Source organism: Methanoculleus sp. UBA374, from assembly GCA_002508705.1.
GTDB lineage: Archaea > Halobacteriota > Methanomicrobia > Methanomicrobiales > Methanoculleaceae > Methanoculleus > Methanoculleus palmolei.
On record DAYL01000009.1, the window covers coordinates 51,109 to 66,018 of the forward strand.

Annotated in this window: 9 protein-coding genes, 1 pseudogene and 1 CRISPR repeat array; of the genes and pseudogenes, 3 read left to right on the top strand and 7 right to left on the bottom strand. The window is 60.6% G+C overall.

The features are described 5' to 3' along the window. Positions 1-151: 151 nt before the first annotated feature. The gene (dapF, locus tag BRA42_RS02360) at positions 152-970 is read left to right on the top strand and encodes a diaminopimelate epimerase (protein ID WP_342770826.1); all 819 of its coding nucleotides are present in this window, start codon (positions 152-154) and stop codon (positions 968-970) included. On the opposite strand, the gene radB is transcribed toward dapF, so the two are convergent. Beyond that, on the bottom strand, positions 957-1,634 hold the full coding sequence (gene radB, locus BRA42_RS02365) for a DNA repair and recombination protein RadB (protein WP_292408714.1): 678 nt from the start codon (positions 1,632-1,634) through the stop codon (positions 957-959). The genes dapF and radB overlap by 14 nt on opposite strands. Then, on the bottom strand, positions 1,631-2,824 hold the full coding sequence (gene larC / locus BRA42_RS02370) for a nickel pincer cofactor biosynthesis protein LarC (protein WP_342770825.1): 1,194 nt from the start codon (positions 2,822-2,824) through the stop codon (positions 1,631-1,633). Before larC ends, radB begins: the two co-directional genes overlap by 4 nt. 46 nt (positions 2,825-2,870) lie before the next feature. Between larC and BRA42_RS02375 the strand changes: the two genes are divergently transcribed. Then, positions 2,871-5,288: a CDC48 family AAA ATPase gene (locus tag BRA42_RS02375; protein WP_292408720.1), complete on the top strand. Its 2,418-nt coding sequence runs from the start codon at positions 2,871-2,873 to the stop codon at positions 5,286-5,288. Between the two features lie 435 nt (positions 5,289-5,723). Here the strand turns inward: BRA42_RS02375 and BRA42_RS02380 are convergent, their stop codons facing one another. From BRA42_RS02380 to BRA42_RS02395, 5 genes and pseudogenes are all read right to left on the bottom strand, one after another. Next, positions 5,724-6,062 (bottom strand): hypothetical protein, encoded by a 339-nt coding sequence (locus BRA42_RS02380; protein WP_342770824.1) that lies wholly within the window; start codon positions 6,060-6,062, stop codon positions 5,724-5,726. Further along, positions 6,052-7,068, bottom strand: coding sequence for a CDP-alcohol phosphatidyltransferase family protein (locus BRA42_RS02385; RefSeq protein WP_342685962.1), 1,017 nt, complete (start codon positions 7,066-7,068; stop codon positions 6,052-6,054). The genes BRA42_RS02380 and BRA42_RS02385 overlap by 11 nt, the downstream gene beginning before the upstream one ends. Before the next feature lie 46 nt (positions 7,069-7,114). Further along, positions 7,115-7,384: pseudogene (locus BRA42_RS14475) on the bottom strand (NTP transferase domain-containing protein); the annotation flags it as partial. Next, on the bottom strand, positions 7,381-8,484 hold the full coding sequence (locus BRA42_RS02390; protein WP_292408724.1) for an inositol-3-phosphate synthase: 1,104 nt from the start codon (positions 8,482-8,484) through the stop codon (positions 7,381-7,383). The gene BRA42_RS02390 and the pseudogene BRA42_RS14475, both read right to left, overlap by 4 nt. 314 nt (positions 8,485-8,798) lie before the next feature. Then, complete coding sequence (locus tag BRA42_RS02395) at positions 8,799-10,280, bottom strand: hypothetical protein (protein ID WP_292408726.1); 1,482 nt, start codon at positions 10,278-10,280, stop codon at positions 8,799-8,801. A gap of 529 nt (positions 10,281-10,809) precedes the next feature. On the opposite strand from BRA42_RS02395, the gene BRA42_RS02400 reads away from it, so the two are divergent. After that, positions 10,810-11,043 carry a hypothetical protein gene (locus BRA42_RS02400; RefSeq protein WP_292408728.1) on the top strand — a complete coding sequence of 78 codons (234 nt, stop codon included), beginning with the start codon at positions 10,810-10,812 and terminating at the stop codon, positions 11,041-11,043. A gap of 337 nt (positions 11,044-11,380) precedes the next feature. Next, positions 11,381-14,859: direct repeats of the CRISPR family, unit length 32 nt; unit sequence ATTTCAATCCACGTGCCTACGTGAGGCACGAC. Positions 14,860-14,910 lie beyond the last annotated feature (51 nt).

Consider the following 14,910-nt stretch of genomic DNA (forward strand, 5'->3'; position numbering starts at 1 on the left):
CTGTTGCCTCCGGTCCATGGAATGCACAGCACGATCCTGTACTCGGCCGGGTTCTGCCGTCCATCCCCCATATCACGCCATACCGGATGGTCCCGGCACCACGGTTTATCACCCGCCGCTCCCAATACCTACAATAGAGAGGCTACTATCCATGGAGATCGCATTCACCAAACTGCAGGGAAACGGCAACGACTTCATCCTGATCGACGAGCACGAGACCGAGGTCATCCCCGAAGAGATGAAGGGGTCGTTTGCGGCGCTCTACTGCGACCGCAGGTTCGGCATCGGCGCCGACGGCGTCCTCTTCCTCCAGGCGTCCGATAAAGCCGATATCCGGATGCGGCTCTTCCAGCCCGACGAGAGCGAGGCTTCTATGTGCGGGAACGGCATCCGATGCCTCGCGAAATACGCCTGCGACGCCGGCTATGTGAAAGAGTCCTGCTCGGTCGAGACCGGGGCGGGGATTGTCCCGGTGACGATGAGGTTCGCGGACGATGAGTTCACCGTGACGATCACCATGCCGACGCCCGCGTTCGAACGGAGCGCCGTCCCCGCCGTCGGCGACGGTGAATTCCGGGAAGAGATCCTGGGCTTCACCGTCTATGCCGTGAACACCGGCGTCCCGCACGCCGTCGTCTTCGTGAAAGAGGTCGCCGCCGTCGATGTCGCCGCCGTCGGCCAGGCCATCAGGAACCATCCCACCTTCCCGGAAGGTGCGAACGTTAACTTCGTCGAGGATGCCGGCAACGGTATGCTCAGAATCCGGACGTTCGAGCGCGGCGTCGAGGGCGAGACCGCGAGCTGCGGCACCGGCGCCACCGCGTCGGCGGCGGTCGCCCGCCATCTCGGCAAAACCGGGGAGACGGTCCGGGTGGAGACAAAAGGCGGTCCGCTCGTCATCCGCTTTGGGGAGACCGTCACGATGGAAGGCCCCGCCGAGACGGTCTTTACGGGCGTTATACCTTTCTGATCCCGTCCCCGGTGATCACGAAATCGAACGAGAGCCCTTCCGGTCGGGACCGGTGCTTCCGGAGCACGGCCCGCCGGACACTGTCCCTCTTTTCGAGCCGGATTATGGCCTTCGAGAGGTGTTCGAGCGCCGTCCCCCCGAGGCCGGAGATCCGGTCCCGTTCCACGTCCATGAAGATCTGATTGGTGATCAGGACCGGGATGTCGTACTTCTTCGCAAGCCCGAGGAGTTTTATCATGTGGTGCGAGAGTTTCCGGAGCGCCTCCCGGCCGAGGTCGAGTTCGGTCCGGTAGAGGGCGGTGGCCGAGTCCATCACGATGAGGTCGACGGGGGCGCCGGCCCTCTTTTTAAGCAGCCCTTCCGCATCGGCGATCATCGCCCCCTGCTGAGCGAAGTCCAGCGGTTCGAAGAGGTAGAGCCGGTCCGCGTACGCCCCGGCGCTCTCCCCGGCTATCTGCGTAAACCGTTCCACCGAGAACCCTTCGGTATCGATGTAGACGACCGAGTTTCCGGCCCGGAGCGAGGCCACCGCCGCCATCAGGCAGAAGGTGCTCTTGCCGCTCGCAGGCTCCCCGTAGACCTGGGTGACCGTCCGCCGCTCGAGCCCGCCCCCGAGCAGGTCGTCAAGGGCCCCGTTCCCCGTGCCGACCCGGTCCGGCTTCATGGTTCGAGCACGCCTCGCTCGCTGAAGAGGCGGCGCGCAGTCGCCTCGACGGTGCCGGCGACCTCCCGGAACGGGACTCCGAGGTCCCGTGCGCACGCCGCCGCCTGTTCGTACTCCGCCTTTAAGGAGGTGATCTTTCCCCCCGACCAGCCGCACTTCACGTCAATCGTCCATTCCCGGCCGCGGAGGGTCACCGTGACGGGTTCGACCGTCCGTTCGGCGACGGCCCGGTGGACCATCGGCAGGCACCGTATTCCGAGCGTCCCGAGCTCCGCGGCCATCACCCCCACAAGGCGGTTGGTCGCGTCCGGGTGGCAGACGACGCGGACGAGGTGGCCGCTCCGTCCCTTCTTCATCATCGCGGGGACGGCGCTTGCGTCCCGTGCCCCCTCCTCCATCAGACGGCCGAGGGTATAGGCAAGGGCTTCCCCGGTGACGTCGTCTACGTTCGTCTCGAGGATATCGACCCGGTCGCCGGTGCCGGGCTCACCCGTCGAAACGAGCATCGAGCGGAGGACATTGGGTCTTCCCGGCGGGTTCCTGCTCCCGGCCCCGTAGCCGACCGCACGGATGCCCACCGGACCGAGGTCCTCCGGTCGAACCGTCGAGAACTCGGCGAGGAGGGCGGCGCCCGTCGGGGTGCAGAGTTCCCGCTCCTCCTCGCCGGAAACGGTCGATAGATCCGATCCGGCAAAGACCGCCACGGTTGCCGGGGCGGGGATGGGGAAGGTTCCGTGTGAACCGACCGCAAACCCCCGGCCGAGGGCGACCGGAAGGACGGCGACCCTGTCGGGGGCGAGAGAGTAAAGGGCGGTGCAGGCCCCCACCACATCGGCAACGGCATCGTCCGCCCCGACCTCGTGGAAGTGCGCCCCCGGTCCGTGAACGCTCTCCTCGGCCCGATGAATCCGGAGAAAGACCCGCCGGGCCATCTCCCGTGCCGGGGCGGGAGCGTCGCTCCCGGCAACCCGGTCGAGCACCTCGTCAAGAGTGCGATGATCGACCGGTGCATGCGCTCTCACCAGGACCGCACGGATCCCTGAACGGTCTACCCGCTCTATTGTCGGTTCACCGACGACGGAGCGCATGGCTGCCCGAACAAGCCCTTCATCGGCTCCCAGATCGAGGAGAGAGCCGATGATCATGTCGCCCGCGGCTCCGTTGAACGGGTCGAAGAGAAGTGTGTTCATGCATCTCCAGTACTTATAAATCCCCGAAATATAAGAACTAGAGGTAATGCCAGAGATATACTTGAAAGTAGATAGCGCTTATCCGGAGGATCAGGGGGCGGGCAAGGCACGGCTTGACCCTGATACCATGCTGCAGCTTCGGCTCAGTCCCGGAGACCTCGTCGCCATCGAGGGGAAGCGTCGCACCGTGGCCAAGGTCTGGCGTGCCATGGTGAACGACTGGCACCAGGGTAAGGTGCGAATCGATAATTTCACCCGGCTCAACACCGGGGCCAGCATCGGGGACCGGGTGAAGATAAAGACGCTGGACGAGGAGGTCGAGGCGAAACGGGTGGTGCTCGCGCCTCCCGAAGACCTCCCCAAGCAACTCCCCATCAACTACAGCAGTGTCGTCAACAAACTGATCGATTTTCCCATCGTGAAGAACGATTCCGTGCCGATCCAGGCGGGGCTCCCGTTCATGCAGCCCCAGCTCGTTGCATTCAAGGCAGTGGTGGTCGAGCCGGAGAATGCCGTGATCATCACCAAGAACACGAAGATCGAGTTCTCCGAGAAACCGGCCGCCGGGTTCGAGGGCGTCAAAAGGATCAGTTACGAGGACATCGGCGGCCTGAAGGGCGAACTGCAGCGTGTCCGCGAGACGATCGAACTGCCCATGCGGCATCCCGAGATCTTCCGGAAACTCGGTATCGAGCCCCCGAAGGGGGTTCTCCTCTACGGCCCGCCGGGAACGGGTAAGACCCTCATTGCAAAGGCGGTCGCGAGCGAGAGCGGAGCACACTTCATATCGATCGCGGGACCGGAGGTAATCTCGAAGTATTACGGCGAGAGCGAGCAGCGGCTCCGGGAGGTCTTCGAGGACGCCCGGCAGCATGCACCCGCCATCATCTTCATCGACGAACTCGACTCCATCGCCCCCCGGCGCGAGGAGGTGACCGGAGAGGTCGAGCGGCGCGTGGTGGCCCAGCTCCTCACGATGATGGACGGGCTCGAGGAGCGGGGGCAGGTCGTGGTGATCGGGGCCACGAACCGGCTCGACGCCATCGACCCCGCCCTCCGTCGTCCCGGACGGTTCGATCGGGAGATCGAGATCGGGGTCCCGTCGGAGGACGACCGGGTCCAGGTTCTCCACATTCACACCCGCGGCATGCCGCTTGCGGATAACGTCGACATCAACCTCATCGCCCAGCAGACCCACGGGTTTGTCGGAGCGGATCTCGCCGCCCTCGCCCGGGAGGCGGCGATCAAGGCGCTGCGGCGCTATCTCCCCGAGATCGACCTGGAGGCCGAGGAGATCCCGCCGGAGATCCTCGAGAAGATGGAGGTCCAGGGCAAGGACTTCCGCGACGCCCTCCGCGACGTAGGCCCGAGCGCCATGCGGGAGATCCTCCTTGAGGTGCCCCACACCACCTGGGAAGACATAGGCGGCCTTGATGAGGCAAAACAGGACATCCGCGAGGCGGTGGAGTATCCGCTCACCCGTCGGGAGCGGTTCGAGGACCTGGGTATCGAGCCCCCGAAAGGAGTTCTCCTCTACGGCCCTCCGGGAACCGGAAAGACGCTCATTGCAAAGGCGGTCGCAAGCGAGAGCGGAGCGAACTTTGTGCCGGTCAAGGGCCCTCAGCTCCTCTCGAAGTGGGTCGGGGAGAGCGAGCGGGCGGTCCGTGAGGTCTTCAAGAAGGCCCGGCAGGTGGCGCCGTCCATCATCTTCTTCGACGAACTGGACGCTCTTGCCACCGCCCGCGGCGGCGGCACCGAGTCGCACGTGATCGAGAGTGTCTTAAACCAGATCCTCACCGAGATCGACGGCCTTGAAGAACTCCGGGGCGTGGTGGTGATGGGCGCGACGAACCGGCCGGACATGGTCGATCCGGCGCTGCTGCGGGCCGGGAGGTTCGACCGGCTCGTCTACATCGGCGAGCCCGGCCGGGAAGACCGGGAGAAGATCCTCGCGATCCACACCCGTTACATGCCGATCGAGGGCTCGGCAATCGAAAACCTGGTGGAGATGACGGAGGGGCTTTCGGAGAACGGGATCGAAGACCTGATTCTCGCCATCGGGGCCAACCGCCGGGTGGGCGTCGAGGACGTGAGGGCCAAACGCACCGCGATGGAGGCGAGCGAGGGTGAGGAACTCCGGCGCTCCCTCCGGCGGAGAAAGATCGTCGACCTCCTCGCCCAGCAGGGCGTGACCCTCGACGATCCCGTACGAGACCGGCTTATCCGGCAGATAGCGGTCGATACCGAGGGGTTCGTCGGCTCGGACCTCGAAGCGCTCGCCCGGGAGGCGGCCATGCTTGCCATGCGGGAAGACGCCGCCCTCGTGAACCAGTCGCACTTCGAGAAGGCACGGGAGAAGGTACACGCGACGATGAACGAGCGGCTGCGGCAGTACTACGGGAAGGTGCAGCAGCATTTCAAGGGCGGGCTGCCGAAGGAGATCCAGCCGCTGGAATACCAGTAAGCGGAATACCGGGGCTATTCTCCGAAGACCTCTTTTTTACAGTTATTCGCCCCACCCGGGGTGCCCCTGCCGGCCCCTGTATGTTGAGGGGATCTGCACGAAGAACAGCGCTCGCGCCGTCGGCTGCTGCAAACGCCTGGGCGGGTGAGACAGCCCGTGATTGAACGTGCTGCCAGTGTGCAGGAGTCACCGGGGATTCTTATGACTTCCTCAACCGAAGGCAACCTATCCGCTGTCGCCCTCTCCGATACGCTCCCGCACCCGCGCATCGAGCGCCGCATCCTCGAACGTGAGATCGGCAACGATCCGCTGCATCTTACCCGAAAGCCTCCACATGTAGCGCCGTCTCGTCTCCTCACGGGTGTTCCGGGAAGAGGAGCAGGAAGATCCGTGGAGAAGAAAGAGATAGAATCCGCCCCCGGGTCGCCCCCCGACTCATGACGGGTGATTGAGCGATGAGACATCCGCGACGATCCGCTGCATCGAACCCATAGCGGTGCAGCAGCTTCGCGGGGACGGCAGCACTCCTCCGGGCATGCGCCTGCTTGAATGCGTCGTAGTCGGCACTCCATCCGAGAAGACCCTGCCGTCCGGAAGCGTCCGCTCGATGTCGTGGCCGAGCGCTGCAATTCGCAGGGCGTCGTCGGCATCGGGGCATAAGAAGAGCAGCCACCGGAGCGTGTCTTCTGCATGCGCCGGATCTTCGGGCAGGTGCGACCCCCTGACCGCCGCCCGGATGCATGCGAAGGCAGAGTCGCGTCTTCTATCCGGCACGATGCAGCACCACCACCCTGCGGATGTTCTCGGCGTTCATCAGCAACGCGAGGACGGCAAGGACGACAAGGGGTTGTGCCGCCAGGGCGCCGATGAGGATGATGAAGATCCGCACGTCGCGTCCAATCCGCAGGAACCTGCGCCTGCCGGCCGATGCATTCCCCTGCATCAGGCCGTCGTAGCGATCGGCGGTGTAACTGTTCAGGAACGTTCCGATCAGCGCCAGAAACCCCACGGAAAGGGCTGCAAGGGGCTCGCCGGCAGCAAAGACCGTATAGGTGAGACCGAAGATGATGAAACCGTCCGCATACCGGTCGAGGACCGAGTCGAACCAGCCCCCGAACGCCGTGCCCCCATAGGTCAGGCGAGCCACTTCGCCGTCACACCCGTCGATTATCGAGGAGAACTCTGCAAGGATGCCGCCTGCAACAAGGGCGGCATACCCCCCCGCCATGAAGAACGCCGCGGCAAGGAGGGCGAGAGCAAACGTGAATATCGAGATCTGGTTAGGGGTGATTCCGGTGGCGACCAGGCGCTTTGAGATTCTGGTCGAGATCGGCCGGTTCAGGTGTCGAGAAACCGGGCCGTCATTCGGTTTCTTCAGGCGATCCAGCATCTCCCGCTCTGCCTTGAGGTAAGCATCGGCATCATCGACATCGATCCAGAAATCTCCGTTGATGCCGAACGTCTTTGCCCTGCCCATCCCGGCAAGCACTCGAATCCCCCCGGAGAGCGAAGAGTCCCCTCGCCTGATGCTCTCCTCGAGGGCGTCGAAGAGGGCGTGCGAGCAGAGGAAGATCCCGGTATCGTACGCGGTATACCGCAAAAGACCCTTGCCGATATCGATGATTCGGCCGTCGTTCGCCAGCACCCTGGTCACGTCGCCCGGATCGACGAGACGATTGGATTCGGGGTGCGGATCGACCGCCAGCACGACTTCGCCGTCGGCGACCGGCCTCTGTTGCAGACCTTGAAGGATCGATTCGCTGAAGAGATGATCCCCCATCAGGAGAAAAAATCGGCCGGGGGGAATTTTTTTTTGCTTTCAGCACCGAGAGCCCGTTTCCGGCCTCCCATTCGCCGTTGAAGATGTGATGGATCGTTACGTCTCTCCTCGCGGCGAGGGTGTCGAGAAACTCACGGACCCTGTCGCCCTGGTATCCGGTGACGACGTAAAAGTCCGTCGCGCCTGCGCCCCGTGCGGTCATGATCACCCGCTCGATAAGCGGAAGGCCGAGGAGGGGTATGAGGGGTTTGGGGCTGCCCCTCTCCGCGATCCTGCTGCCGGCACCGGCGGCGATGATCAGGCACGCAGGCGTCACGACTCTCGTGCTCCACGGATAAACTCCTCGGTCCGCTGATACGCTTCGTCGTCCGGCACCTGGAGCGGCGGATGCTTCATGAAATACGCCGACGGCGAATAGAGAACGCCCCCGATGCCCCGGTCGAGCGCGAGTTTGCAGCACCGTATGGCATCGATGGCCACTCCCGCAGAGTTCGGGGAGTCTTCCACCGAAAGTCGCATCTCAAGATGCATGGGCACATCACCGAAGAGTTTTCCCTCCATCCGAAGGAAACAGACCTTGTTGTCTTTCTGCCAGCAGACGTAATCGCTCGGCCCGATGTGGATATCGTCCTCGTCGAGCCGTTTGGCCAGCACGGATTGCACCGCCTCGGTCTTCGATTCGCGCTTCGATTCCAGTCGGTTCCGGTTCAGCATGTTGAGAAAATCGGTATTTCCTCCAGTATTGAGCTGATATGTTCTTTCAAGCCGAACGCCCCGTTTCCGGAAGAGATCGGCGAGTACCCGGTGCACGATGGTCGCACCGATCTGGGCCTTGATATCGTCTCCGATGATCGGGATGCCTTTTGCTCCGAACCTCTCTGCCCATGCCGGGTTGCTTGCGATGAAAACCGGCATATTGTTGACGAAACCGATACCTGCCTCCAGGGCGCAGTCGGCATAGAACTTCACGGCCTCTTCGGAGCCGACCGGGAGGTAATTTACCAGGATTTCGGCTCCCGAATCTTCAAGGTCCCGGACAATCTCCTCTTTCGTGGCCTCGGTCTCGTCGGCGATGACAAACCTGCACGCTTCCTTGTAACCCCGCATATGGTCGGAGAAACCGTCAAGGACCTTCCCCATCTTCACGGGTACGTTCTTGCGGAGGACGGCATCGCAGAAGGTTGTCGTACAGTTCGGGGGAGCGAATATCGCCTCCGACAGATCTCTTCCAACCTTGCGCCTGTCGATGTCGAAGGCAGCGACGACATCGATATCGGTCGGGCGATAGCCCCCGACTTCCCAATGCATCAGCCCGACGGCATCGCCACTCTGCTTTCCTTTATAGTACTCGATGCCCTGGATGAGTGAACTCGCGCAGTTCCCGACGCCGACGATTGCAATCCTGATCTTCCTCACATGTGATACCCCCACATTTTCCGTATAATATATTTTCCGTACAATATATACCCGTAAATATCAACCTTATGCCTATAGTAAATACAGAGTCCCGCAGGCAAGACTACTCTACCCGGCAGACGCGGCGGCCGGATTTCGTTGTTACAGGGTTTACGTCCGGAGACGAGGGCACCGGGCAGGGCAGCTCCACCCGCATACCTGCAGATGCCAGGGCGAAGGGGGATGATATGGAACGGTGAGACCGCACTGCGCCGGCGATGCAAACCGGCCGGAAGCACCGGAAAAACGGTAGTGGGAAGTACGGCTTCCCGGGGTTAGATCATCAATGGGCCTTTCGTCACCGAATACTCGTAATGCTGGTGGCGCTGGCCGGAACCCCTGCCGAAGTAGTGCCACTTCGGGAAGTTGAAATCCGCGGTGATCGAACGGGGCATCAGGAGAACTGTCTTGAGAAATGCCTCGAGATCGGGAACGTTATAGATGTTCATCTCATGGCCCGCCGTATCCATCCAGTCGATCACCTCTTTTAACCGCTCCCTCTCCCACCGGACCGAGAAACGCGTGATTCCCCAGGAGCAGAACCTATCGAGCTCGTCTGCGACCGTCCCGGGGTCGAGGGGAATCAGATGGGTGAGATGATCGACGGGGCACTGGAAGATTGCCGACGGGTGCGCCCGGTGCAGGACTGCAAACCCGTCCTCCCCGAGCAGATCGGCGTTTCCGTTGAACCAGAGGCGGGCATCCTCAAAAGCATGGATCTTAACGAGGTCGAGCGCCTGGTCTACCAGCGCCCCGTCTTCTTTGAAGTCGAGCTTGACCGATTTGCCGTGAGCGCGGATTGGTTCGAGCACGTCGCGCAGGTAAACGAGTTCTTCCTCTTCGTCGAGGGGCGTTTCGGCGAATGAGTCGTGTCTGAGAATGATATCGTCGCCGTCGGGGTCCATCCTGACATCGAGTTCCGCCCACCGGACGTTGGAAGCCAGAAACTGGCGCAGGTTATACTCGTCGTTGACACCGTGCCAGACGAACTGGATATGGCGGGGAAGCGCACGTTCCGGGATCAGGTCGGTCAGGTCGTAGCGTCTCCCACTCACCGACCCTGCAGGCAGCACTCTCCTCGCGGATTCGAAGATCGTGTCCGCATGGAGGAGCAGGATCTCCTGCCCCGGGTCCCGGCGTGCGATCGCATCCAGGTTGTCGGGCTCATTGTCGACGACGGCGAAGACATGATACCCGATATTCCGGAAGAAGTCGACACCCGCCGCCTTGCAGTTTGTGACCTGCTGCTCCCAGCCGTACGGGTTCATGTGGAGAAGATCGCTTCTGAACCGGGTTTTGTACTCCCTGCCGAGAGCATTAAGCGAGCAGAGTGTGTCGTCTCTGATATCCTCAGGGCGCCCGGTATTGAGACCTACAAAGGTGTCTGGCTGAAGCTGGAACCAGCGAATAACCTCCATAACCCCGGTGAACGGCTGGTGTGATCCCAGGATTGCATCCGACGACCAGCGGTTGGCACGATACCAGGCAAGGATGGAATCATGATGTTTTTTCGGGATCTGCAGCATTTCAAGGAGTGTTTCGATCTGGTTTTCGTGGACCGTGATGCCGTCCAGCGTGAGCGACGAGAAAAAATCCGTCGCGTGGTGAGTGTCGTAGGACTTGAGGACTTGCAGGATCATGAAGCGCATATCGAGGATGGTTCCGTCGATATCGAAGAGGATCATAAGGTTTTCGTGAGGATGCCTGCGCCGTGTCTGCTCGTAATGCAAGGCAAGTTTCTTCATCCAATTTGTCATGGCTCTTCTCCGGGCGGGCTTTTATCCGGCCTGCCCGTCAATCCTTTGTATGCAGCGGAGACGTTGTCAGGCCTCCGATGGCCGGGAAAAACCGAAATGTCGGTTTTTCCCAGAATCGCTCCATCTTATCCAGTATAGATCCGGATAATATTTATTATTTCTCTAATTATATTATTTAAATATATATAGATGACAGTATAAATGTGCTGCCGCAACGTTGTTTTCCCGATTCAAAATCTGGCAGAGCCCCCGCTTAAAAAAAGGATGGCCCTGGAAGGACATGGCATTCCCGTGTCAGGGCTCCCGGCCGGGTCTGGAAGCAGGCTGTATCTCCCGACCGGAGAGCATTTCATAACGAAAAGGTTTCGCAGACGGACGCATCACACCTGGGGGTCGGCTCGGCAGGTTCGACCGGCTCGTCCACATCGGAGAGCCGGACCCGGACAGCCGGGGAAAGAGATCGTCGACCTCCTCACCCGGCAGGACCTGACCCTTGACGACCCCTCACGGGACCGGCTCATCAAGAAGGTTGGCGACCGATATCGAGGGGTTCGTCGGCTCGGACCTCGAAGCGCTCTGCCGGGAGGCGGCCATGCTCGTCATGCGGGAAGATGCCGTCTTCGTGAACCAGTCGCACTTCGAGAAGGCACGGGAGAAGGTGCACGCGACGATGAACGAGCGGCTGCGGCAGTGTTACGGGAAGGTGCAGCAGCACTTCAAGGACAGGCTCCCGAAGGACGTCCAGCCGCTGGAATACCAATAAAAAACTTTCCGAGGGATATCCCCCCGGAAAACCTTTTTTTTCACGGCGATCCGTTCTCATTCGGAACAGCTATCCCTGTCCCACAGGATTTAAGGGAGTTTATGAGAATAACGGTGCCTACACTGTCGGCCGTTAGGAACATCATGTGAATGAGGATGATTTATGGTGGGGCGCGTTCTGCCGACGTGCAGGGTTGCCCACGGTGGATTTATAGATTCCCTAGGAGGGGGTGAAGTCGATATGCATATGCAAGAGACTGTCCAAGTTGGTCGAGTCCAATATTCAGTGCCTACGTGAGGCACGACTTCAAAGCGCCGTTCACGTTCGCGGCGAAGAATTTTCAATCCACGTGCCTACGTGAGGCACGACTAAATATGGAGTCCGCTGCACGATCAACGACACATTTTCAATCCACGTGCCTACGTGAGGCACGACGGCAGTTTACCAGGTATCGCCTCCCGTGGTTTATTTCAATCCACGTGCCTACGTGAGGCACGACGGGCCGCTGCGGTCGCGGCCGCCGGCGAGAAGAATTTCAATCCACGTGCCTACGTGAGGCACGACCGACCCCCACGATCGACTCCGCCGCGTGGCTGTCATTTCAATCCACGTGCCTACGTGAGGCACGACCGCTCACCAGGTCGATCGCCACGACCCCGAGGATTTCAATCCACGTGCCTACGTGAGGCACGACGATCGCGCCGTTCGGGCCGGCGGTCGTCGGCAGATTTCAATCCACGTGCCTACGTGAGGCACGACGGAGATCTGGACCAAGCACTACACGGCCCGGGCATTTCAATCCACGTGCCTACGTGAGGCACGACGTGGCCTTGCGGACCGTGTCGAGCTCGGCCATATTTCAATCCACGTGCCTACGTGAGGCACGACCTGCAGAGGAGGAGACTGTTTCCGAGGATGTAGAATTTCAATCCACGTGCCTACGTGAGGCACGACCGGTTCATGCTACAGGGCTGGTTGATCCAGAACATTTCAATCCACGTGCCTACGTGAGGCACGACATCAAGGATATCGCCGACTACTACTTCGCGGAATTTCAATCCACGTGCCTACGTGAGGCACGACCATTTTCATTTTAAAGCAGGCTGGAGTATAAGATTTCAATCCACGTGCCTACGTGAGGCACGACTTGCAAGGTCTTCCGGCTCAGTCGGTGCGGCAAATTTCAATCCACGTGCCTACGTGAGGCACGACGGAGAAATGGGTCACGATCACCGACGCGCTGTCATTTCAATCCACGTGCCTACGTGAGGCACGACACTGCAGCCGGAGCCTCGATCGCCGCCGCCGCATTTCAATCCACGTGCCTACGTGAGGCACGACGACGAGGACGGATGCAAGATCGCGAAGGTCACGATTTCAATCCACGTGCCTACGTGAGGCACGACGGGGCCTGCTCACGGGCACCCGCGGGGGCCATATTTCAATCCACGTGCCTACGTGAGGCACGACCGTCGTGACGACCCCGAGCAGGAACCCGGCTGTATTTCAATCCACGTGCCTACGTGAGGCACGACGAGCACGAGCACCACCGGCAGCCCGTCGATGTTATTTCAATCCACGTGCCTACGTGAGGCACGACCGGGCAGCATTATCTCTATGACAGCGTTCTCGGATTTCAATCCACGTGCCTACGTGAGGCACGACGAGTGCATAGACCCACGCCGCGCAGCTATTAGGATTTCAATCCACGTGCCTACGTGAGGCACGACCTCGCACTGCGTGACCGGCGTCAGGTCGCCGTCATTTCAATCCACGTGCCTACGTGAGGCACGACGCGATTGCCGCGTCAATGGCGTCGCGGAGATACTATTTCAATCCACGTGCCTACGTGAGGCACGACAATGATCCTCGTCCTCGATGGCGACGAGGTGCGGATTTCAATCCACGTGCCTACGTGAGGCACGACCCGTCAAGGCCGGCAAGGATGGAGTCCCCCGGATTTCAATCCACGTGCCTACGTGAGGCACGACCCGTCAGCGATTGCGTGGGGTGCCCCGACCTCATTTCAATCCACGTGCCTACGTGAGGCACGACTATCTCTCCTCTACCATGCACTTGATGGCGGGGATTTCAATCCACGTGCCTACGTGAGGCACGACACCACGCTCGGGATCAACGAGATCCCGCTCGATATTTCAATCCACGTGCCTACGTGAGGCACGACGACCTGGTATCGGGGCGAGATGGTCCCCCGAGCGATTTCAATCCACGTGCCTACGTGAGGCACGACCTGCTCGCCCCGAACCCGGGCCGGGCCGATCCATTTCAATCCACGTGCCTACGTGAGGCACGACTCGGGTATTTGTTGACTCCGCCGGCGGTCGATGGGATTTCAATCCACGTGCCTACGTGAGGCACGACGGCTGCTCCGGCTGCACGAGTTGATCCATGACAATTTCAATCCACGTGCCTACGTGAGGCACGACCGCCAAAATGACGAATCATCATCAGTCATGCAGATTTCAATCCACGTGCCTACGTGAGGCACGACGTTTTCTTCAAGTAATAGAAGCGACCGTAGGTATTTCAATCCACGTGCCTACGTGAGGCACGACCCAGCCGGTCGGGGATATCCCGAACAGTGCCGCATTTCAATCCACGTGCCTACGTGAGGCACGACGATACCGAGGAGCCCGATGATCGGGATAGCTGCATTTCAATCCACGTGCCTACGTGAGGCACGACTCCAAAACCCGTGCAGCCGGCGCAGCAGTTGAAATTTCAATCCACGTGCCTACGTGAGGCACGACTATGATCTTGTGGTTGAGCCCTGGGGGATCATATTTCAATCCACGTGCCTACGTGAGGCACGACATATCGTTCTTGTCCCGGTTCTCTTTCGAGGCATTTCAATCCACGTGCCTACGTGAGGCACGACCGGCCGCCGGGCAGAGGAGGATGAAACAAGCATATTTCAATCCACGTGCCTACGTGAGGCACGACATCATCCCCGACGAGCACGCGGACGCGGCCCAAATTTCAATCCACGTGCCTACGTGAGGCACGACTGCGTAGAGGTGAAGATGTAGTTCTCCTTAGATATTTCAATCCACGTGCCTACGTGAGGCACGACCGAACTGTGGTGCGGCTGTGTCGGCGAGCCAGGCATTTCAATCCACGTGCCTACGTGAGGCACGACATGTGGTACGGGATGTTCGAGCCGCGTTTGAACTATTTCAATCCACGTGCCTACGTGAGGCACGACGTGGCATCACGACATCAAGCGCCAGCAGGGTCAGATATTTCAATCCACGTGCCTACGTGAGGCACGACTGCATGCGTCTTGAGGGAGTTATGGTCGTATGCCATTTCAATCCACGTGCCTACGTGAGGCACGACCTCTGCGATCGGAGTGCTGTCCGTCGCGTTGCGATTTCAATCCACGTGCCTACGTGAGGCACGACGTGACCGGGGTGCTGGAGGACTTCCCGGCGATGGTATTTCAATCCACGTGCCTACGTGAGGCACGACCTCCGAGAGATACTGGATGGTGCAGCGGTCGGGATTTCAATCCACGTGCCTACGTGAGGCACGACCACCGCAACCAACCTCCCGAGGCGAGCGCGGTATTTCAATCCACGTGCCTACGTGAGGCACGACCAGCACAGCAGGAGTTCTCCTGCACTGATGACGGATTTCAATCCACGTGCCTACGTGAGGCACGACGTCCGGACTGGAGGGGACGCCGACGCCGACCCATTTCAATCCACGTGCCTACGTGAGGCACGACCATCAACTGGTCTAACGCCCGGGCCGCGGTCGAATTTCAATCCACGTGCCTACGTGAGGCACGACCAGGGGGGCTCGGGAGATCTATCGTGGTGGTTTATTTCAATCCACGTGCCT

Coding starts and splice junctions, on each gene's coding strand:
- dapF (WP_342770826.1), top strand. CDS start 152: ATGGAGATCGCATTCACCAAACTGCAGGGAAACGGCAACGACTTCATC.
- radB (WP_292408714.1), bottom strand. CDS start 1,634: ATGAAGCCGGACCGGGTCGGCACGGGGAACGGGGCCCTTGACGACCTG.
- larC (WP_342770825.1), bottom strand. CDS start 2,824: ATGAACACACTTCTCTTCGACCCGTTCAACGGAGCCGCGGGCGACATG.
- BRA42_RS02375 (WP_292408720.1), top strand. CDS start 2,871: ATGCCAGAGATATACTTGAAAGTAGATAGCGCTTATCCGGAGGATCAG.
- BRA42_RS02385 (WP_342685962.1), bottom strand. CDS start 7,068: ATGGGGGATCATCTCTTCAGCGAATCGATCCTTCAAGGTCTGCAACAG.
- BRA42_RS02395 (WP_292408726.1), bottom strand. CDS start 10,280: ATGACAAATTGGATGAAGAAACTTGCCTTGCATTACGAGCAGACACGG.